This window comes from Gordonia sp. McavH-238-E (genome assembly GCF_022348225.1).
Classification (GTDB): Bacteria; Actinomycetota; Actinomycetes; order Mycobacteriales; family Mycobacteriaceae; genus Gordonia; species Gordonia terrae.
The window spans coordinates 218,895-238,313 of record NZ_JAKRFE010000005.1; the positions used below are offsets into that span (position 1 = coordinate 218,895).

17 protein-coding genes are annotated in these 19,419 nt (G+C 69.5%); 6 read left to right on the forward strand and 11 right to left on the reverse strand.

What is annotated here, in order from left to right; translation table 11 throughout:
* Positions 1-10: 10 nt before the first annotated feature.
* The 9 genes from mraY to MHN80_RS09105 all read right to left on the reverse strand — a co-directional run bounded on the left by mraY (position 11) and on the right by MHN80_RS09105 (position 9,825).
* On the reverse strand, positions 11-1,108 hold the full coding sequence (gene mraY, locus MHN80_RS09065) for a phospho-N-acetylmuramoyl-pentapeptide-transferase (RefSeq protein WP_004022875.1): 1,098 nt from the start codon (positions 1,106-1,108) through the stop codon (positions 11-13).
* 124 nt (positions 1,109-1,232) lie between these two features.
* Entirely contained in the window at positions 1,233-1,718 is a 486-nt protein-coding gene (locus MHN80_RS09070; protein WP_239401048.1) for a UDP-N-acetylmuramoyl-tripeptide--D-alanyl-D-alanine ligase, read from the reverse strand.
* On the reverse strand, positions 1,715-3,388 hold the full coding sequence (locus MHN80_RS09075; RefSeq protein ID WP_239401050.1) for a UDP-N-acetylmuramoyl-L-alanyl-D-glutamate--2,6-diaminopimelate ligase: 1,674 nt from the start codon (positions 3,386-3,388) through the stop codon (positions 1,715-1,717). The genes MHN80_RS09070 and MHN80_RS09075 overlap by 4 nt, the downstream gene beginning before the upstream one ends.
* Positions 3,389-3,674: 286 nt before the next feature.
* Positions 3,675-5,600 (reverse strand): penicillin-binding protein 2, encoded by a 1,926-nt coding sequence (locus tag MHN80_RS09080; protein WP_239401052.1) that lies wholly within the window; start codon positions 5,598-5,600, stop codon positions 3,675-3,677.
* A gap of 108 nt (positions 5,601-5,708) precedes the next feature.
* On the reverse strand, positions 5,709-6,578 hold the full coding sequence (locus MHN80_RS09085; RefSeq protein ID WP_239401054.1) for a hypothetical protein: 870 nt from the start codon (positions 6,576-6,578) through the stop codon (positions 5,709-5,711).
* Between the two features lie 2 nt (positions 6,579-6,580).
* Complete coding sequence (gene rsmH, locus MHN80_RS09090) at positions 6,581-7,567, reverse strand: 16S rRNA (cytosine(1402)-N(4))-methyltransferase RsmH (RefSeq protein ID WP_239401056.1); 987 nt, start codon at positions 7,565-7,567, stop codon at positions 6,581-6,583.
* Between the two features lie 246 nt (positions 7,568-7,813).
* Complete coding sequence (gene mraZ, locus MHN80_RS09095) at positions 7,814-8,254, reverse strand: division/cell wall cluster transcriptional repressor MraZ (RefSeq protein WP_064570559.1); 441 nt, start codon at positions 8,252-8,254, stop codon at positions 7,814-7,816.
* 520 nt (positions 8,255-8,774) lie between these two features.
* Positions 8,775-9,179 (reverse strand): DUF3040 domain-containing protein, encoded by a 405-nt coding sequence (locus MHN80_RS09100; protein ID WP_004022882.1) that lies wholly within the window; start codon positions 9,177-9,179, stop codon positions 8,775-8,777.
* Between the two features lie 166 nt (positions 9,180-9,345).
* Positions 9,346-9,825, reverse strand: a complete 480-nt coding sequence (locus MHN80_RS09105; protein WP_033204021.1) for an SAV_6107 family HEPN domain-containing protein — start codon at positions 9,823-9,825, stop codon at positions 9,346-9,348.
* A 403-nt stretch (positions 9,826-10,228) separates the two neighbouring features.
* Here MHN80_RS09105 and MHN80_RS09110 point away from each other — a divergent pair, with 403 nt between their 5' ends.
* The 3 genes from MHN80_RS09110 (at position 10,229) to MHN80_RS09120 (ending at position 13,698) form a co-directional block, all read left to right on the forward strand.
* Entirely contained in the window at positions 10,229-10,903 is a 675-nt protein-coding gene (locus MHN80_RS09110; protein WP_101819454.1) for an N-acetyltransferase, read from the forward strand.
* A 1-nt stretch (position 10,904) separates the two neighbouring features.
* A complete protein-coding gene (locus MHN80_RS09115) occupies positions 10,905-12,524 on the forward strand; it encodes an NAD(P)/FAD-dependent oxidoreductase (RefSeq protein ID WP_239401058.1) in 1,620 nt (539 codons plus the stop codon).
* Between the two features lie 184 nt (positions 12,525-12,708).
* A complete protein-coding gene (locus tag MHN80_RS09120; protein ID WP_239401060.1) occupies positions 12,709-13,698 on the forward strand; it encodes a DUF3153 domain-containing protein in 990 nt (329 codons plus the stop codon).
* Positions 13,699-13,750: 52 nt separating this feature from the next.
* Here MHN80_RS09120 and MHN80_RS09125 read toward each other — a convergent pair whose 3' ends face one another.
* The gene (locus tag MHN80_RS09125) at positions 13,751-14,728 is read right to left on the reverse strand and encodes a methylenetetrahydrofolate reductase (RefSeq protein ID WP_033203915.1); all 978 of its coding nucleotides are present in this window, start codon (positions 14,726-14,728) and stop codon (positions 13,751-13,753) included.
* Between the two features lie 11 nt (positions 14,729-14,739).
* Between MHN80_RS09125 and MHN80_RS09130 the strand changes: the two genes are divergently transcribed.
* Both MHN80_RS09130 and MHN80_RS09135 read left to right on the forward strand, forming a co-directional pair.
* The gene (locus MHN80_RS09130; protein WP_239401062.1) at positions 14,740-15,993 is read left to right on the forward strand and encodes a polyprenyl synthetase family protein; all 1,254 of its coding nucleotides are present in this window, start codon (positions 14,740-14,742) and stop codon (positions 15,991-15,993) included.
* Positions 15,994-16,001: 8 nt separating this feature from the next.
* Positions 16,002-17,624 (forward strand): alpha-(1->6)-mannopyranosyltransferase A, encoded by a 1,623-nt coding sequence (locus tag MHN80_RS09135; protein WP_239401063.1) that lies wholly within the window; start codon positions 16,002-16,004, stop codon positions 17,622-17,624.
* Here the strand turns inward: MHN80_RS09135 and MHN80_RS09140 are convergent.
* On the reverse strand, positions 17,593-17,958 hold the full coding sequence (locus tag MHN80_RS09140) for an Rv2175c family DNA-binding protein (protein WP_239401065.1): 366 nt from the start codon (positions 17,956-17,958) through the stop codon (positions 17,593-17,595). The two genes, MHN80_RS09135 and MHN80_RS09140, sit on opposite strands and share 32 nt — an antisense overlap.
* Positions 17,959-18,111: 153 nt before the next feature.
* Here MHN80_RS09140 and MHN80_RS09145 point away from each other — a divergent pair, with 153 nt between their 5' ends.
* The gene (locus MHN80_RS09145) at positions 18,112-19,326 is read left to right on the forward strand and encodes a protein kinase (RefSeq protein ID WP_101819449.1); all 1,215 of its coding nucleotides are present in this window, start codon (positions 18,112-18,114) and stop codon (positions 19,324-19,326) included.
* The last annotated feature ends 93 nt before the right edge of the window (positions 19,327-19,419 follow it).

Genomic DNA, 19,419 nt, shown 5'->3' on the forward strand with positions numbered 1-19,419 from the left:
CACCGGGCGATCAGCCATTGGTGGTGAGGAACTCGCCGTAGAACAGCGACAGACCGAGGGCGCACGCGATCGCGGTGAGCAACCAGAACCTGATGATCACCGTGGTCTCGGCCCAGCCGCCGAGTTCGAAGTGATGGTGGAAGGGCGCCATCCGGAACACGCGTCGTCCGGTCGTCCGGAAGAAGGCGATCTGGATCACCACCGACATGATCTCGGCGACGAACAGTGCGCCGATGACGACCGCGAGCAGCTCGGTCCGCGTGGTGATGGACAGGCCGGCGAGCATTCCGCCGAGGGCCAGCGAGCCGGTGTCCCCCATGAAGATCTTGGCCGGAGCCGCGTTCCACCAGAGGAAGCCCAGGCATGCGCCGCCGCCGGCCACCGCGATCAGCGCGAGGTCCAGCGGGTCGCGCACCTGGTAGCACCCCGTGGGGATCTCGCTGGGCGGCTTGGCGCCACCCGCACAGGCATTGACGAACTGGAAGAACGTGACCAGGACGTAGGAGCCCAGGACCATCGCCATCGAGCCGGCCGCCAGGCCGTCGAGTCCGTCGGTGAAGTTCACCGCGTTCGACCACGCCGCGACGACGAGCCAGCAGAAGACCACGAACACCACCGAACCGAGCGTGATCGCGTCGATGTCGCGGACGTAGGACAGGTTCGTGCTCGCCGGCGTGTACCCGTAGTCGTTGCGGAACTGCAGCACCAGGATGCCGAAGAGGATGGCGGCGATGAACTGGCCGATCGACTTCGCGGTCTTGTTCAGACCGAGGTTGCGATGCTTGCGGATCTTGATGATGTCGTCGAGGAACCCGACGACGCCCAGCGCGGTCGCCAGGCCGAGGACGAGCAGGCCGGACGCGGTGGGCCCGTTCCCGGCGTCGGTGAACACCCCGATGAGATGGGCACCGAAGTAACCCGCCCACAGCGCGGCGAGGATCGCGACACCACCCATCGACGGGGTACCGCGTTTGGTCTGGTGACTCTGCGGACCCTCGACCCGGATCTCCTGCCCGAATCCCTGCCGGGAGAAGACCTTGATCAGGATCGGCGTCAACAGGATCGACACCGCGATCGCGATCGCGCCCGCGAGGAGTATCTGTGTCACCGCGTTGCCCCCGCATCCTCTCCGTACCCGACCGGAATTCTGTCCTCGACCACAATCGTTCCCCCGAACCCGTCCTGTGCCCCGCGCCGGTACGGCATCGCCGTCCCGATGGTTGTCCCGCCGTTCATGGCGCCGACTCCTCGCCGGTCGCCGCAACGACGACCTGCCATCCCCCGTGCTCCGACCACGCGGAGACCACCGCGTCGAGATCGGCGGTGGCCGTCGCCAGCAGGATCACGTCGCCGGCGGCCGGACGCCAGTCCGGGTCGATGTCGGCAAGACCGGCGGCCTCGTCGGCCGATGCGACGATGCGGGCCTCGTCGCCCCAGGAACCCTCCATGACAGCGCCCTGATGCAGTGCGTGCACGGACCGCGAGTCGCCTACGCAGAGAGTCTTGTCGACGGCCAGCCGGACCGCCAGACGACCCAGCAGATCGTGTTCGACGACGCGCTGGTTCTCGGTCAGCCCCGCCGGCGAGGCGAGTTCGGCGATCACCGCCCAGGTGCGGCCCGCCCCGGCGGATTCGGCGAGGCGCCGGAGCAGCAGACGGGCGTCGTCGACCGACACCGGCGGGTTCCCACGGATCACCGTGACCGACGGCGTCGTCATGACCGGTCCCCGGTTGCCGAATCCGGGGCCCCGGGGGTCGACTCCCGTGCCCGGGACTCCTGCACACGGGACTCCAACGCATGGGCGACGACCTCGCGGTCGTCGAAGGGATGCTTCACGCCGTCGATCTCCTGACCTGCCTCGTGTCCCTTGCCCGCGACCAGCACGATGTCACCGGGCTTCGCCCAGCCGATCGCCGCCTCGATCGCCGCGGCCCGGTCGCCGATCTCCCGGATCGGTTCGGCACCCCGGGGGCGTTGCGTCTCCGGCACCGCGCGGGCCCCGGCGAGCACCTCGGCGCGGATCGCACCGGGGTCCTCGGTACGCGGGTTGTCGTCGGTGACGACGACGAGCTCGGCGCCGCGCGCGGCGGCCTCCCCCATCAGCGGACGCTTCCCGGTGTCGCGGTCGCCGCCGGCGCCGATGACGATGGCGACCCGTCCGGTCGACTGGCCGCGCAGGGTTGTCAGCACGGCATCGACCGCGCCCGGTTTGTGGGCATAGTCGACGAGCGCCAGGAAGGGCTGCCCGCGGTCGATGCGCTGCAGGCGTCCCGGCACGCTCACCGACGCGACCGCCTCGAGCGCGGTCGGCACCGGCACCCCCGCGGCGTGCGCGACGGCGACGGCGAGGAGCCCGTTGGCCACGTTGTACCGGCCGGGCAGCGGGATGCGGAGCTCGTGGTCGCCGTCCGGCTCGGCGAACGGTGTACGCGACGAACCGTCGGCCTCGAGCGACGACTCACCCGCGTGCCAGTGGGCCGGCGTCGGCCCGGTGGACACCAGGACCGGCTGCAGATGGGCGGCCTCGCCCGGCCGCCGGGCGAGCTCGGCCATCCGCCGACCCCACTCGTCGTCGACGCACACGACCGCCCGGACCGCATGGGTCGGGGCGGACGGGACGAACAGCTGCGCCTTCGCATCGAAGTAGGCGCGCATCGTCTGGTGGAAATCGAGGTGGTCCTGCGAGAGGTTGGTGAAGGCGCCGATCGCGAAATGCGCACCGTCGACGCGACCGAGGGCCAGCGCGTGACTCGACACCTCCATCACCACGATGTCGACGCCGTCCTCGAGCATCGCCGCGAGCAGGGCCTGAAGGGTCGGTGCCTCCGGCGTGGTCAGCGAACTCGGTTGTGCGCTGCCGTTCACCCGCGTCTCGACGGTGCCGATCAGGCCGACGGAGTGTCCGGCGGCCAGCAGGGCGGCTTCGATCAGGTAGGACGTCGTGGTCTTGCCCGACGTGCCGGTGATGCCGATCAGCTTGAGCCGTTGTGACGGGTTGCCGTAGACGCGCGCACTGACATTGCCGAGGACCGTGCGCGGAGTGGGATGGATGAGGACCGCCACGGCGGTCTCCGGCGGCAGCACGCGGGCGAGTTCGTCCCGGCCGGCCGGATCGGTGAGGATCGCCGACGCACCGGCCGCCACGGCCTGGTCGGCGAACCGGGCGCCGTGGGTGCTCGACCCGGGCAGCGCGGCGAACAGATCACCGGGCCGCACCTCCTGTGCACGCAGGGTGACGCCGGTGACGTCCGTCTCGGCGTCTGCGCCACCGACGAGGTCGAGTCTGGCGCCGGTGGCGGTGGACAGCACCGACACGGGTGTCGGTGTGACCTGCCGGGGACGGATCGGTCCACCACTGCGGTCCGGTGATCGTCGACGAGACGCCATCGGTGCTCCTCGCCTCCTCGGTTTTCTCTCGGGGTTTCTGGTCTCGGGGTTTCTGGTCTCGGGCGGGCGGTCCGCCTGCGCGGGCAAGTACTGGTCGTGCGGGGCGGGTCCGTGCGGGGTCGGATCGGACGTCGGATCGGGGCGGGCCGCTGGGCGCGTCGACCCCTCTCCGGGCGGCGCAGAATCGCACTCACGATACCGGCCCGCCCGGACAGGTCCGGCACACGGTGCGCCACGGCGACACCTGCCGGATCGAGCGACCGGCCGGCCGGCGACGCCGTACGGCCTACCGCGCGGTCAGGGTCAGTCGCGGCGTCGGAGCCGACAGCGGCACCTGGGCGCGCTGGAGCATCCACGAGGTGATGGTCGAGAACAGCGGTGCCGCCGACTGACCGCCTGATCCGTCGGAACTGCGACGCGGGTTGTCGAGCATGATCCCGACGACGTAGCGCGGGTTGTCGGCGGGCGCGATCCCCGCGAAGGTGATGTTGTACCGCGAGTTCGAGTAGCACCCACACGCCGGATCGACCTGCTGGGCGGTGCCGGTCTTCCCGCTCACCTGATAGCCGTCGACCGCCGCCTTGGTCCCGGTGCCCTGCTGTTCACCCGTCGGATCGTCCTGGACCACCGACCGGAACATGTCCCGGACGGTGCGGGCGGTCGACTCACTCACGACGCGGACCGGCTGGGGTCGCGCCCGGTCGTCGGGTGCCGACCCGTCGCGCTGTTCGGAGGACAGAATCCGTGGCGGGATGCGCAGTCCGTCGTTGGCGATCGCCTGGTACATCGCGGTCATCTGCAACAAGGACATCGAAAGCCCCTGTCCGATGGGCAGGTTGGCGAACGAGCCACCCGACCACTGGCTCAGCGCGGGCACCTCGCCCGCGCTCTCCGCGGGCAGGCCCACCCCGGTTCGCTGACCGAGACCGAACTTCTTCACCATGTCGGCGAAGCGCTCCTCGCCGATCCGCTGCGCGAGCATCAGGGTGCCGACGTTCGAGGACTTACCGAAGATGCCGGTGGTGGTGTACGGCTCGACCCCGTGTGGCCACGCGTCACGCACGGTCACGCCGGCCATCCGGATGCTCCCGGGTACCTGGTGGACGGTGTCGGGCTTGGTGATCCCGTACTCGACGGCGGCCGCGGCCGCGATGAGCTTGTTGACCGAACCCGGCTCGAACGGCGACGTGACGGCCGGGTTGCCCAGGTCGGCGTCCGGCTGCTCGGACAGCGGGACCGACGCGTTGAAGGTCCCGTCGTTCGCCATCGCCAGCACCTCCCCGGTTCGCGCGTCGAGCACGACCGCGGAGGCCCCCTGCGCGCCGGAAGCCTGCTTGGCCTTCATGATCTGGCTCTGGACGAACCACTGGATGTCGGAATCGAGGGTGAGGCGCACCGTGGCGCCGTTGAGCGCCGGGTGCACGTTGCGCATGCTGCCGGGGATGACCGCGCCGTCCGACCCGCGGTCATAGGTCCGCGAACCGTCGGTCCCGGACAGGATGGAGTCCAGCGACGCCTCCAGTCCGATGAGGCCGTTGCCGTCGTAGTTCACGTCGCCGACCACGTTCGCGGCCAGTGACCCGCCCGGGTAGAGGCGGTTGCTCTGCGGGTCGGCGCCGACCTCGGGGAACTCCTCGGTGATCCGCGACGCGACGTCGGGGCTCACCGACCGGGCGAGGTACACGAAGGTGTCCTCGCCGGTGACCTTGGCGAGCAGATCCTCTTCGCTGATCGAACCGCCGAGGGCCACCGACACGCCCTTGGCGATCTCCTTCAGCCTCGTGTCGACGTCGGGAAGGGCCGGATTCTTGCGATGCTCCTCGTCGATCGTCTTGCGAACGGCCTTGGGCAAGAACGTCAACGACCTGGCTTCGTCGGTGTAGGCGAGCGGGCGCCCGTTGCGATCGAGGATCGCTCCGCGCTTGGCGGTCAGGACCTGGGTGTACTCGCGCTGCTGCGCGGCCTCGGCGGAGATCGACCCCGCCTGCACGGTGTGCACGACGATCATCTTGACCGCGACGGCGAGAACGACGAGCAGCACCAGCACGCCGGCCGCGCGCGCACGGAAGACGAAGCTCTGCGGGCCCCGGCCGTTCCGCTTGCCGGTCCCCGGCCGCTTCGGCCCTCCCGACCCCGCGGCCGGCCCTCCACCGGGGCGACGTCCCGGTCGTGACGGCCCGGCGCCGAGCCGCTCGAAGGTCGCACGTGTCATGGTCGTCAATTGTTCACCGCTTCAACGTCGTTACACCGGATTTGATCCCGGCGGGTTGGAGATGACGCCGGAGACCCAGCCCACGTTGCGGGCCGGGACACCGATGACTCACGGGCTCGGCACCACATTCGGCGCCGGGGTCGGTGTCGACGGTGCGGCCGGCGGAACCGCACTCGTTCCGGACGGCACCGGATTCGTCCCGGACGGCAGCGGATTCGCACCCGGCGGGGCGGTCTGCGACGGGGCGGATTGCGAGGGTGCGGATTGCGAGGGTGTGGTCGGTTGACCGGCAGCCGATGGCGACGGAGTGGGCTGAGGGGTGGTCGTGCGGCCCGCCTCGGAGCCCGCCGACCCCGACCGCCCACCCAGCCCGATCGAGTCGTCGACCTGGCTCGGGTCGACCGAGTCCGCGGGATCCGGTGCGGTGTCCGGATTCAGACTCCCCATCGGACGGCCGGAGGCAGGCTCCGGCTTGCCCACCACTCGGGGACGACGCGGGTCGTCGACGATCATGCGTGCCGGGTTGTCGGCCGGGATCATCCCGAGACGTGCTGCCTTGTCGGACAATTCGGGCGCCGAGTTGCCGGATTCATAGGTGCGCTTGAGTGCGTCCCGCTGATCGATGAGGGACTGGTTCTGTGTCCGCTCGATGCCCAGCTTGTAGGAGTCCTGTGCCGCTTTGGTCGACAGCCACAGGCTGAGCCCCAGCCCGAGTACCAGCAGCGCGATGACCGGCACGACGAACGGGGTGTGCTGCAGTCGTTCTCGCAGGGACACCCCGGTCATCGACAGTCCACCGCCGGTGCGACGCGTCGGCGCGGCACGACCTGCTGCGGTCCGGCGATGGCGTCGGTCGAGTGCGCGCTGGGCGGCGCGCGACCGTGTCGCCCGTTCGGACTCGATGCGGGTCCGGCGGGACCGTCGAGAGTCGCGGTCGTCGTCGGCGGCACGCGACGGGGCCTCGTGCAGGATGGTCATGCTCAGCCCTTCTTCTCGACTCGTTCGATCGCGCGGACACGAACCGGTGCCGAGCGCGGGTTGGTGGCCAGTTCGGTGTCGTCCGGACGCTCGGCCCCGCGGGTGATGAGACGGAAATCCGGTGCAGTGCCGGGCAATTCGACGGGAAGCCCGGGAGGCGAGGTCGACGTCGTGCGCGTGGCGAACTCGCGCTTGACGATCCGGTCCTCCAACGATTGATAACTCATCACCGCGACCCGGCCACCGACCACGAGTGAGTCCAGCGCCGCGGGCAATGCCTCACGCAGGACGTCCAATTCGTGGTTGACCTCGATGCGCAGTGCCTGAAAGGTCCGCTTCGCCGGGTGCCCGCCGGTCCGCCTGGTGGCCGCGGGGATCGCGTCGTAGAGCAGTTCGACGAGACGTGCGCTGGTCGTGAACGGCTGCTTGTCCCGCTCGCGGAGAACCGCCGACGCGATCCGTCCGGCGAATCGTTCCTCGCCGTAATCGGAGAGCACGCGGGCCAATTCACCGTGCGAATACGTGTTGAGCACGTCAGCGGCGGTGAGCGGATCGTCGGCATTCATCCGCATGTCCAGCGGCGCGTCCACCGCGTAGGCGAACCCGCGCCCCGCCTGATCCAGCTGCATCGAGGACACACCGAGATCGAACAGCGCGGCGTCGAGCGCCGATTCGCCCGCCGCGTCCATCACCTCACGGATCTGGTGAAACGTGGCCTGGTGCAGGGAGATCCGGTCGGCGTACGAAGCCAGGCGTGCGCGGGCGATCTCGAGGGCGGACGCATCTCGATCGATGCCGACCACCCTGGCGTTCGGGAACGACTCGAGGATGAGTTGGCTGTGCCCGCCGGCGCCGAGCGTGGCGTCGAGAAAGACCCGTGGTTCATCGGAATCCAGTGCGGGGGCGAGTAGTTCGACGATCCGAGTACCCATCACCGGTACGTGTCCGTACTCGCCGGAACGGCGAGGTTCGTCACCTGCATCGACCATGATGAAGACCCCCCATCGGCATGTGTGCGGTATCGGCGGTGGGCGGTTGCTTCTGGTCGGCGAGAGCAGGCGGTCGGATGGAGCGGGGTCCCGACCCGATCACGCACCTGGCGTTGGGGAAGTACGCCAGGGTCGCGACCGGGCCGAGGCCTCGTGCCACCCGAAGCCTCTGGGCACCGAACTCGCCCATCGGTTGCTGTCTCTTCGGTCTGTCTCTTGGTCGGTCGCCGGGCCTGGGTGGCCCGGCTACAGCACCGCGTTCAGGGCCGCGGAGTTGGCGGCCGAGAAGTTCTCCTCGTGGCTGGTCTGGTACTCGTTCCACGCGGCCGAGTCCCAGATCTCGAGGTGGTCGAAACTGCCGAACACCACGCACTCTTTCGTCAGCCCCGCGTAGACACGATGGTCGGCGGACAGGCTGATCCTGCCCTGACCATCTGGTCGTTGTTCTTCCGAACCGGCGAAGAAGGTTCGCTGGAAGGCACGCAGATCGGGATCGTTTCGAGATGCCTCGACGATCCGAGCGGCGATCGCATCGAACTCCTCGGTCCGGTACACCGACAAGCTGTGATCTTGGCCTTTGGTGACCACTACCCCTCCTGCCAGTGCGTCGCGGAACTTGGCGGGCAGCGTGAGCCGCCCCTTGTCGTCCAACTTGGGCGTGTAGGTACCGACGAATCGCACGGACACGTCGACACCTCCTGCCCACCAGATTCCGCGCCGTCCTGCGCCTCACCCGGTGATGCCACAGTACCCCACTTTCCACCACTTTCCACCCCATACGCCCCCTGATTCACCCCACCTCAGCAAATATGCAGTTCAGAGACATTGATTCGAGTGTGGCGAAGCCTGCCTCGGCGCGTCGCGAGAAGAAATCTCGACGCGAGCGGCGTGACAAGAGGTGCTTTGTGTTGCCAGAGAGGCTTGAATGACCGGGCGAAACCGATGGGTGGGGCGTAGTGGGGCGCCTAGGTGGGGGGAACTGGGGATCGCCGGTGGGGTGAAGTGGGGACACCGCCGACTGGGCGTCCAATCTCGTCGACCGTGCGTCCGATCCCGTCGACTGAGCGTCACGCAGTGTTTCGGAACTCACAGGAGGCGAACGGCAGCACGAAAAGAGCCGCGTGCCCGAAGGCACGCGGCTCTCGCTATGCAGTTGTGTCGCGGGGTCGGTCAGCCGATCGACGAACGCGGAGTCGCGATCAGCGGATCACTCTTGCTCGAACCGGCGATTGAATCGCTCCTCCATACGTTCGGACAGCTTGCGCTTGCCGCCGGACGACCCGGATTGCTTCTTGCCGGCCCTGGGCGCCGACGAACCGGACTCGGCGGTGCCGCTGCTGTCTCCCCAGAGAGCGAAGAGACCGGCCCCGAACATCACCAGGAAGCCCAGCAGGCTCACTATCGGGAATCCGCCGATACTGATGTCGACGATGAGTCCACCGACCAGCATCACCAGGCCGACGACGAAGATCGCCGCCGCCTGCAAGCGACGACGACCGCTCGACCTCCCCAGACGCCGACGCTTGACACTGGACGCAAACTTGGGGTCTTCCGCGTACAGCGCGCTCTCGATTTGTTCGAGCATGCGTTGCTCGTGCTCCGAAAGTGGCACCGACCCTCCTTCTCACTGATCCGCGACGCCGACGAAGGTCACCCGCGACCGGAAAGGCGTCTGCGCCTATATCGTCCCATGATACGAGGTGAAACCGACCGCGACCACCATTACTCGCCGTTGCGGATGACCGGCCGGTGCGAGATACGGCAAAGTGTGGCCCGATTCACGCTGTCGCGCCGATCTGAGGGGCCTCGAAACCGAGTTTTCCTTGCTCGTAGGCGATGACCATCGTCTCGACCTGGCGCAGGAAATCGAGGACGAGCAGACGCATTCCGGCCACGCTGTCGGGGTCGACCGTGCGGATGATGCCGGACTCGATCTTCATCCGGACCGGCGAGAGCGCCGCGAACCGCGCGGCGATGGGCGCCAGCTCAGGTGCGACCATGCCGATGCGTGTCCACGCGTTCGAGGTCGACGTCCTGCGCCGGACCGTGCCGATCGGCTCGTGGACGGCCAGGGCCGCACCCGATGCGCGGAGGGCGACCAGATACAGCTGTCGAAAACGTTCGGCGCCGTCGTCGACGCCGTCAGCGTTGTCGAGGAGCAGGTGTGCGCGCTCGAGGAGATCGCGGGCGCGGCCGACCATCACCGGATCGACGGGTGCCCCGTGGGTGAGAGCTGTGGCGCTGCGACTCCTGGCCATGCCGTCCTCCTCCTCGTGCGTGTGGTCGTTGTGTCCGGCGGCAGACGCTTCCCTCGTCCGCCGCCGGACCGTGTCGTGGATGAACGCGAACAGCTTGCGGAGGCACATTCATCGAACATCCGTTCGACACGTTCAATATAGCTAGCCCAGCGTCGGTGTTCAAGACATCTGTGACCCGAACCCACCGCCGGCCTGTACAACGCCACCACCCGCGACCCGATTCCTGCCGAGTGTGCATCATCGATAGGACAATTCCCGGAAGTGTCCGGCGCCGGTATCCACCCCAGAGGGCGGTGCGCCGTCGGTGATGCCGAGCGACTCATACGCGGCCGACGACGACGCAGACACCGACGACGCAGAGAACGACTACACAAAGAACGACGACGAGGAGAACGGGAGTCCGTTGACGATCCGCCTGGTGAGCCTGACCGGCCAGGACGCCCGGGCCTGGCTCGAGCCCGCACTGGAGATCTACGTGACCGCGATGAACTATCCGCGCGGTACCGAGATCCACCGCGCCGGGCTCTGGCGTGAGCACATCGGCCGGCCCGGATGGCGCGCAGTGGGAGCGGTCGAGACCGTGAGTCCCTACGAGGCGCGGACCATGCCTGCCGCGCGCCGTCGGGTGGGTCCGCCGGTCGGCATCGGGCCCGACGACCTGCTGGTCGGCATCGCCTACGGATACACGGGCGCGACCGGCCAATGGTGGAACCAGCAGCTGCGACTCGGACTCCGTCAGACCGGCCGGCCGCCCGAGACGATCGAGGCGATCGCCCGCGACTACTTCGAACTCACCGAATTGCACGTGCACCCCACCGCCCAGGGACGAGGAATCGGCCAGTGGCTGCTCGCGCGACTCCTCGCCGACCGGCCCGAACGTCACGTACTCCTCTCGACCCCGGAGATCCCTGCCGAGGACAACCGGGCCTGGTCGCTGTACCGGCGGATGGGCTTCACCGACGTCCTGCGTCATTTCACCTTCACCGGCGACCCCCGTCCGTTCGCCTTCCTCGGACGGCCGCTCCCCCTCGAACTACAACCGCCGACCGCGGCCCGGCGCGCCGAAGCCGGGAGCTGACATGCACGGAACCCGGCGCGACGCCGTCATCATCGGCGGGGGCCACAACGGGCTGATCGCCGCGGCCTATCTGGCACAGGCCGGACGGGAGGTGGAGGTCCTCGAGCGGGACGAGATCCCCGGCGGCGCCGTCTCGACCGTCGAACGGTTCCCCGGGCACCGGGTCGACCGCGGGTCGTCGTCGCACCTGATGATCCGTCACTCCCCCGTCCTCGACGACCTCGAGCTGGCCGCACACGGTCTGCGGTACGTCGACTGCGATCCGTGGGCCTTCGTCCCGGCGACCGGGACGGCCCCGCCGATCGTCTTCCGCACCGACCTCGACGCGACCTGCGCGTCGATCGAGAATGCCTGTGGTGCAGCCGATGCCGCCGCCTACCGCCGATTCGTCGCCACGTGGACACCACGTGCCCGCGCGGTCATGGATGCGTTCTACCAACCGGCGACGATGGGTCGGTTCGGCCGGGCCTTCGGCGGGCTCGGCGACACCGCGACCACGGCGCGCACCGGATTCCTCGGCCGGCGGGGCGGCCGGGTGCTGAACCTCACCGCCGAGTTGATGGCCTCGGGCGACTCGCTTCTCGACGAGTACTTCGACTCCGAACAGCTCAAGGCCGGACTCGCGTGGTTCGGCGCGCAGTCCGGGCCGCCGATGAGTGCACCGGGGACCGCACCGATGGTCGGCTTCGCCGCACTCATGCACCGGATTCCACCCGGCCGCGCGATCGGGGGCAGCGGTGCCCTCACCGACGCACTCGTACACCGGATCGACCACGATGGCGGCATCGTCTCGTGCGGCGACCCCGCGGTCTCCATCGGGCGCTGCGGCGACCACTGGCAAGTACTCACCCGCAGCGGCGAAACCCGCTGTGCCGGCACCATCATCAGCGCCTGCCACGTGCTGACGACGCTGGATCTCCTCGCCGCCGGCGGCTACGACGCCGGCACCATCGACCGGTGGCGACGCGCCATCGTCGTCGGCAGCGGGATCGGTATGGCGGTACGGCTGGGGACGACGAGTCTGCCCGCCTACCGGGATCTGCCGGACGACCTGCCCGAGCACGGTGTCCATTCGGCTCTCGGACTGCTCGTCACCGACCGCGCCCACCTCACCCGGGCCCACGCCGCGGCGTCGGTGGGCGAGCTCCCGCCGCGTCCCGCCGTGGTCGCGATGAGCTACTCGGCGATCGATCCGACACTCGCTCCGCCGGGCCGTTCCGTCATCAACCTGTGGGCGCAGTGGCATCCGTACCGGCTGGCCGAGGGCGACTGGCCCGCCGCGGCCGACCGGGCCGCGAAGGCCGTCTGCGACGAGGTCGACCGCCATGCACCCGGATTCGCCGAGTCGATCGCACACCGGTACATCCAGACACCGCGGGACCTCGCCGACGAGCTGGGTCTGATCGGCGGCAACATCATGCACGTCGAGATGTCCATCGACCAGATGTTCATGTGGCGCCCGACCCCCGACCTCGCGGGCCACCGGGTGCCCGGCGCCGACGGGCTGCTCCTCGCCGGCGCGTCGACACACCCCGGTGGGGGTGTCACCGGCGCCAGCGGGTACATCGCCGCCCAGTCGGCTCTGCGGCGCGGGCGCCGGGGGTTCGGCCGCCGATCCTGACTCACCGACCGTCCGACCCGAGAAGCGCCCTGGACAAGAACCCTCGGGGCGACCGCCGACCGCGATCTGCCGCCGTGGGCCGGTGGGCGGTGTCCGGGCCGGGTGGTTCGACATCGGGGTGGCCGGGAGACCCGACGCGGCGCGGCACGATGGGTGCCCCGCGCTTCCGTCGAGGTCTGGCACGATGAGCACCGTGCGTTCGTCGAATCCCGTACCGGGTGCGCCCGAGTCCCGCCCAGCCGAACCCCGTCGGGCCCGGCGCCTGCTGCCGTCCGCGGTGGCCGTCGCCCTCGTCGCCCTGTCCCCGTTGATGGCCGGTTGTCTCGAGCGGTCGACGACGGTCGGTGATCGCTACTCGGGGAGCGTGGTCGTCGCGACCACCCCGGACAATCCGCGCGGGACACCGCAGTTCGATCTCCCCGAGTCGATGGCCGGGCAGGTCTCGGTGACCGACTACCGACAGGTGCCCGAGCGACCCGACGCGCCGTCGTCGACTCCCGGCGCCGGACCCGAGAGCCCGGCCCAATCCGAATCCTCCTCCCCCTCCGAGACCGCCGGGAACGATGACGCGGGTGCGGACGGGAATCCCGACGAGGACGATCCCGCCACCCGGGTGGGCTCGCGAGCGACGTTCAGTGATCTGACGGCAGGTCAGTTCGCCCAACTCGGCGACATCGTGGCCGACGCCTACGGCGACACCTCGCTGACGATGGACCTCACCGCCAAGCGCAGCGGCGAGGTCGTGCGATTCCGCGGTGACACCGACCTGACCGAGCTCGTCCCGGAACGCGACTACGTCCAGCTGACCGTCACCTTCGGCGGTCCGGTGACGGCGACGAACGGTGAACAGGTCGGGGAATCGACCGTGACCTGGACGCCTGCACCCGGTGAACCATCGGACTTCAGCGCCGACGCCACCTACCCGGACCCGGCGACCGCCGCGGTCAGCAGCTGGTCGTGGTTCGTCGCCCTGCTGTGCGTCGTGGTGGTCCTGGTGATCGTCCGGATCGCCTACAGCAAGCGATACCGCGGACCACGCCCCGGACGGCCGGTACCGACGAAGTCCGCACCGTCGACGATCTCGGGCGAGGGACTCGCCGCAGCCGCCGATCCCGCAGCAGGTGCGTCACCGACACCGCCCGCCACGGACCGGAAGCCCTCCGCCGGGACGTGATTCGGCAGCCGGTCCGGCGTCAACACCGGTCCGGCGTGCCGGGTCTCCCCGCTCAGGCCGGAACGTGCAGCGCGGCGTCGACGTCCACGCCGAGACGGCCCAGGACCTCGGTCGTGGCCTTGGCGAAGTTGAGGCTGCAGAAATGCAGGCACGGCGCGCCCTCGGCGACGAGGCGCTGCGCCATCTCGGTGGCGAAGTCGATGCCGACGGCACGGACCGACGCGCGATCCTCCTCGGCACCGTTCCCGGCCGCCTTGGCGAAGCGTTCCTCGACGTCGGGCGGGATCACCGAACCCGACAGCTCGACCATCCGCCGCGCGGTGGCCAGTGAGGTCACCGGCATGATGCCCGGGATGATCGGTTTGAGTCCCTGCTCGGGGTCGGCGGCGGCGACCCGATCGCGCAGCCGCAGGTAGTGCTCGACGTCGAAGAACATCTGGGTGATGGAGTACTCGGCACCGGCGCGCAACTTGTCGACCAGCGTGCGGGTGTCGTGATCGATGTCGGGCGACCGGTGATGGGTCTCCGGGAACGACGCCACTCCCACGTGGAAGTCGCCCAGGGTGTCGATGAGCCGGACCAGTTGTTCGGCGTACTCGACCCCGTCGGGATGGGCGACCCACTCGCCGAGCGGATCGCCCGGCGGATCGCCGCGCAGCGCGAGGATGTTGGTGATGCCCTGGTCGGCGTAGGCGCCGACCAGCGCCCGCAGTTCCGCGACGCTGTGGTTGACCGCGGTCAGGTGGGCCACCGGCAGCAGAGTGGTCTGTGCGGCCAGCTCGCCGGTGATGCGCACGGTGCGGTCCCGGGTGGAACCGCCGGCGCCGTAGGTCATCGAGACGAACGCCGGGGACAACCGCTCGAAGATGCGCACCGCCCGCCAGAGCCGGGACTCGGCCTCGGCGTCACGCGGTGGGAAGAACTCGACGGAGAACGGGACCGGGCCGCGGTGCGGAGCGGCCAGACGTTCGACGATCGAGGGTGCGGGAGCGGTTGGGGTCACTCGCACAGTGTACGGAGCTGGTCGCATAGCCTGGCAGGGTGACCTCCACGATCCCCACGCCCACCTCGCTCGATGCGGTCCCGGGCGCCGTCGAGGCCGAGTTGCGGGCCTTCTTCGCCGACGCGGTGCCCGCCACCGCCGCGATCGCGCCGGTGGTCGGCGAGGCCGCCGAACTGATCCGGGATTTCGTCCTGCGGGGCGGCAAGCGCATCCGGCCGGTCTTCGCCTTTGCCGGCTGGCGCTGCGGGACATCGTCGTCGGACCGCACGGTCGCCGGACACGATGCACCCGGCCCGCGGGACGCACTACGGGTCTGCGCCGCACTCGAGCTCGTGCAGGCCTGCGCCCTCATCCACGACGACATCATCGATCGGTCCGACACCCGTCGCGGGTTTCCGACGGTGCACCGCGAATTCGAGTCGCGCCATGAGAGCGCGAAGTGGGCCGGGGACCCCGGCGCGCACGGTGTCGCCGCTGCGATCCTCGCCGGCGACTTCGCGCTCGCCTGGGCGGACGACCTGGTTCACGGTCATCGGCCGGGGGTTTCGACAACCTCAACCGGCAGCAAGGTCGGCGCGACCGGCAGCAGGGTCGGCTCAACCGGCAGCAGGGTCGGCTCAACCGGCAGCAAGGTCGGCGCGACCGGCAGGGACGGATCGACCATCGAGGACGGCGGCCGCCCATTGCCCGCCGCGGTGGGCGCGACATGGGCGGCGATGCGGACCGAGGTCCTCGGCGGGCAGTTCCTCGACATCGTCAACGAGGCCGGCGGCGACGACTCGACCGAGGCCGCCTACCGCGTGATGGAGTTCAAGACCGCCGCCTACACCGTGGCGCGGCCCCTCGAACTGGGCGCGCGGCTGGCCGGTGCGTCCGACGATCTCGTGTCGGGCCTGCGGTCCATCGGCCACGATCTCGGCGTCGCATTCCAGCTCCGCGATGACCTGCTCGGTGTGTTCGGTGATCCGGAACGGACCGGGAAGCCGTCGGGTGACGATCTCGTCTCCGGCAAACGCACGGCACTGCTCGCGATCGCCCTGCAACGAGCCGACGCGGCCGACCCGGCGCTCGGCGCGCGTCTGCGCTCCCACCTCGGGCGCGCCCTGGACGATGACGAGTTGAACTCCGCGCGTGGCATTTTCGTCGAGGTGGGCGCGGTGGCCGAAGTCGAGAACTCGATCGACGAGCTGCTGGGGTCGGCGCTGTCCGCACTCGACGCCGCCGACATCGGCGCCGACATCCGCACCGAGCTGATCGCGGTCGCACATCGCGTCGCGCACCGCGAGGCGTGAACGCTCCCGTGACACGGGCCGAGCGCGGCTCGACCGGCCGGTTCGATCTGATCCTCGGCGCCATCGGTTCCGTGCTCGTCTGCCTCGGCAGCTTCGGGGTCGGCGACCCGCCGCGGAACTCGACCGTCCTGTCCGATCTGGGTCTGAGCTGGATCACCTACGGACACGGGAAGAACGTCTTCGGCACCCTGTTCTGGCTGGGCGTCTTCCTCATGGTGTTCGGCTGGGTCCGACTGGGGCGTCGGATCTTCTCCCGCGCTGCTCCCGCGCCATCGACCCGGACGTTGAGTCGGTGGGTACTGGTGTGGGCCGCCCCACTCCTCGTGGCGGTGCCGGTGTACTCCCGCGACGTCTACGCCTACCTGGCGCAGGGCGCCGTGTTCGGCGCAGGCTTCGATCCGTACGCGGACGGTCCCGCCCACCTACCGGGCCCACTCGTGGACAGCATGGCGCAGGTGTGGGCGACCACAACGGCTCCCTACGGCCCCTTCTTCATGGGCATGCTGCGCGTGGTCACCGAGATCACCGGCGATCACGCGATCATCGGCGTGCTGGCCATCCGGCTCGTGCTGTTGCCCGGACTGTTTCTGGCGCTCTGGGCGATCCCGCGCTTGGCCGAACGGTTCGGGGCCTCACCCCAGGCCGGGCTGTGGCTGGCCCTGTTCAATCCGATGGTCCTGATCCACCTCGTGGCGGGCCCGCACGTCGAGTTGCTCATGATGGGCGTGCTCGTGACCGGGATCGTCCTGGTGGTCGACGGCCGGCATGTGTGGGGTACGTCGGTCCTGGCGCTTGCCGTGTCGATCAAGATCACCGCCGGGATCGCGCTGCCGTTCGTCTTGTGGATCTGGTTGTCGCACATCCGCTCTCGTCGACCGGTGACATCCCGCGACGTGGTGACGGTGTTCGCGTCGATCGTCGGCATCGCGGTCGCGGTGTTCGGGGTGTGGACCCTGGCGATCGGTCTGGGACTCGGTTGGCTCACCGGTCTGGGGTGGGCCGACGTCATCATCAACTGGTTCACCGTCCCCACCCTCGCCGCCCATCTCGTCACCCTGATCGCGGCGCCCTTCGTCGCACTCAACCTGCAACCGGTTCTGGAGGTCACCCGGGCGATCGGTTCGGTCGTTCTCGCGGTGACCCTCGTCGCGGTGTGGTGGCGACATCGACACGACGCACGGGATGCGGTGGCCGGGATGGCCTGGGCGATGCTGGCCGTGCTGCTGCTCGAACCGTCGACGCTGCCCTGGTACTACACCTGGGTGCTGGTGATCGCGGTCGCCTTCGACCTGCCGATGTGGGTGCGGGCGACGGTCGTCGGCGCGTCGACCTTCCTGCTGATCGTCTTCCAGCCCGACGACGCGATCGTCTTCTACAAGCCCGTCGAGGTGGCGCTGGCCGCGGCACTCGCGGGCCTGGCGGCGTGGTCGCTGTCCCATCGGGACCCGTTGCGGCTGGGCCGGTTCGGGAGGTGGGCGTGGGGTGCGACCCCGGCCGGTGAGAGCGCTCCTGCATCGGATGCCATCGCGGAGTCCGGGGTGGAGAAGTCGGCGCGCGCCGGGGAATTCGAGGCCAGGGAATTCGAGGCCGGGGCGTCGGTCAGAAAGCCTGGGCCTGCGCCCGGCGGATGATCTCGCGGGCGAAATCCGTGTGCAACGCAGCTGCCGGGTGGAGACCGAGATCTTCCTGCTCGGTGAACAGCCACTCCATCACTTCGTCGCGCGTGTAACCGCCGTCGATCAGGACCGCCACGAGTCCGTAGAAATGCTTGGCGACGCCGTCCTCGTCCACGAACAGAGCCGGAATCGCCGGGTGGCCATCGTGGCTGACCGCGAGCAGATGATGGTCACGGATGAGTGTGCGCACTCGGTTGGTCGACACCCCGAGACGGCCGGCGACATCGTCGATCGACAGGAACTCGGTGTCGGACGGCAGAGTGTCAGGCGACAACGGTAGGGAACCCACGTCGAAAGGGTAACCGGTCGTCGGGAGCGGGAGAAACCGTCGGGTCGAGACAACCGGCCGAACGAGACCCGCGAAGGCCCGGCGGCAACGCAGTCGGTCTCGGCATCGTGCCGATGCTCTCGACCGGCCCGGGCGGCAGGTAGATTCGGCAGCGTGAACTCCCCCGTCGACACGATGCTCGGGACCGTCCTGGAGGACCGGTACCGGATCGACGCGCCCATCGCGCGCGGCGGGATGTCGGCGGTGTATCTCGCGGTCGACCTGCGGCTGGGGCGCGACGTCGCGGTGAAGGTGATGGACTCCCGCTATTCCGGTGACCCACAGTTCCTCCGCCGCTTCGAGTTCGAGGCGCGTGCGGTCGCCGGCCTGAAGCACCCCGGGCTGGTCGCCGTCTACGACCAGGGCATCGACAACGGCATCGCCTTCCTGGTGATGGAACTGGTCGACGGGGGCAGTCTGCGAGAACTGTTGCGCGAACGCGGCCCGATGCCGCCCCATGCCGTCGTCGCGGTGGCCGCGCCGGTACTGGGCGGACTCGGCACCGCACATGCCGCGGGCCTGGTCCATCGCGATGTGAAACCCGAGAACGTGCTCATCTCGGACGAGGGCGAGGTCAAGGTTGCCGACTTCGGGCTCGTGCGCGCCGTCGCCGAGGCGGGGGTGACCTCGGCGAGCGTGATCCTCGGGACCGCCGCCTACCTCTCTCCCGAGCAGGTCGAGTCCACCCACGCCGATGCGCGCAGCGACGTCTATTCCATGGGTGTGATGATGTTCGAACTCCTCACGGGCAGAACACCTTTCTCCGGCGACTCGCCCCTCGCGCTCGCCTACCAGCGACTCAGCTTCGATGTGCCGGCGCCCGGTGACGTGATCGCGGGGGTGCCCGAGGAGTTCGACGAGATCGTGCTGCGCGCGACCGAACGCAACCCCGCCGACCGGTATGTGGACGGCTTCGACATGCAGCGGGCGCTCCTCGGCGTCGCCGACGAACTCGATCTCCCGCCGTTCACGGTGCCGGCGCCCCGCCGGTCGGCCGAGCGACAGACGGTGTCCCGCTACCGGGGTCCGGATCCCGGCGGGCACGGCACGCGGGTGCAGTCGGTGCCGGGTCCGCACACCCCGGCGTCCGAGCCGGTACGGCAGGCGAACGACACCCCGGTCGAGCAACCGGCGGCCGAACGCGAGGACCTCGCACCGTCGCCGCGTCCCGTGACCCGCCGCACCGCTCGGCCCGAGGCCGTGGAGCCCGAACTCATCGGCGGCAGCCGCCTGGGCGCCCTGATGTGGATCGTCGTCGTGCTGCTGCTCACCGCGGGACTCGGCGCCCTCGGCTTCTGGGTCGGCAGCACGTTCCTCGCGATCGGCTGACTCGCTGCTCGCCTGCGGTGCGAGTGGCCGAGTTCTCTGCTCCCTGATCCGAAAGAACCGCACCGAGAGATCTGCTGATCCACCGCTCCCTGA

Coding starts and splice junctions, on each gene's coding strand:
- MHN80_RS09105 (WP_033204021.1), bottom strand. CDS start 9,825: ATGGCCAGGAGTCGCAGCGCCACAGCTCTCACCCACGGGGCACCCGTC.
- MHN80_RS09085 (WP_239401054.1), bottom strand. CDS start 6,578: ATGACCATCCTGCACGAGGCCCCGTCGCGTGCCGCCGACGACGACCGC.
- MHN80_RS09125 (WP_033203915.1), bottom strand. CDS start 14,728: ATGCGACCAGCTCCGTACACTGTGCGAGTGACCCCAACCGCTCCCGCA.
- MHN80_RS09115 (WP_239401058.1), top strand. CDS start 10,905: ATGCACGGAACCCGGCGCGACGCCGTCATCATCGGCGGGGGCCACAAC.
- MHN80_RS09075 (WP_239401050.1), bottom strand. CDS start 3,388: ATGGCGTCTCGTCGACGATCACCGGACCGCAGTGGTGGACCGATCCGT.
- MHN80_RS09120 (WP_239401060.1), top strand. CDS start 12,709: ATGAGCACCGTGCGTTCGTCGAATCCCGTACCGGGTGCGCCCGAGTCC.
- rsmH (WP_239401056.1), bottom strand. CDS start 7,567: ATGGTCGATGCAGGTGACGAACCTCGCCGTTCCGGCGAGTACGGACAC.
- MHN80_RS09070 (WP_239401048.1), bottom strand. CDS start 1,718: ATGACGACGCCGTCGGTCACGGTGATCCGTGGGAACCCGCCGGTGTCG.
- MHN80_RS09080 (WP_239401052.1), bottom strand. CDS start 5,600: ATGACACGTGCGACCTTCGAGCGGCTCGGCGCCGGGCCGTCACGACCG.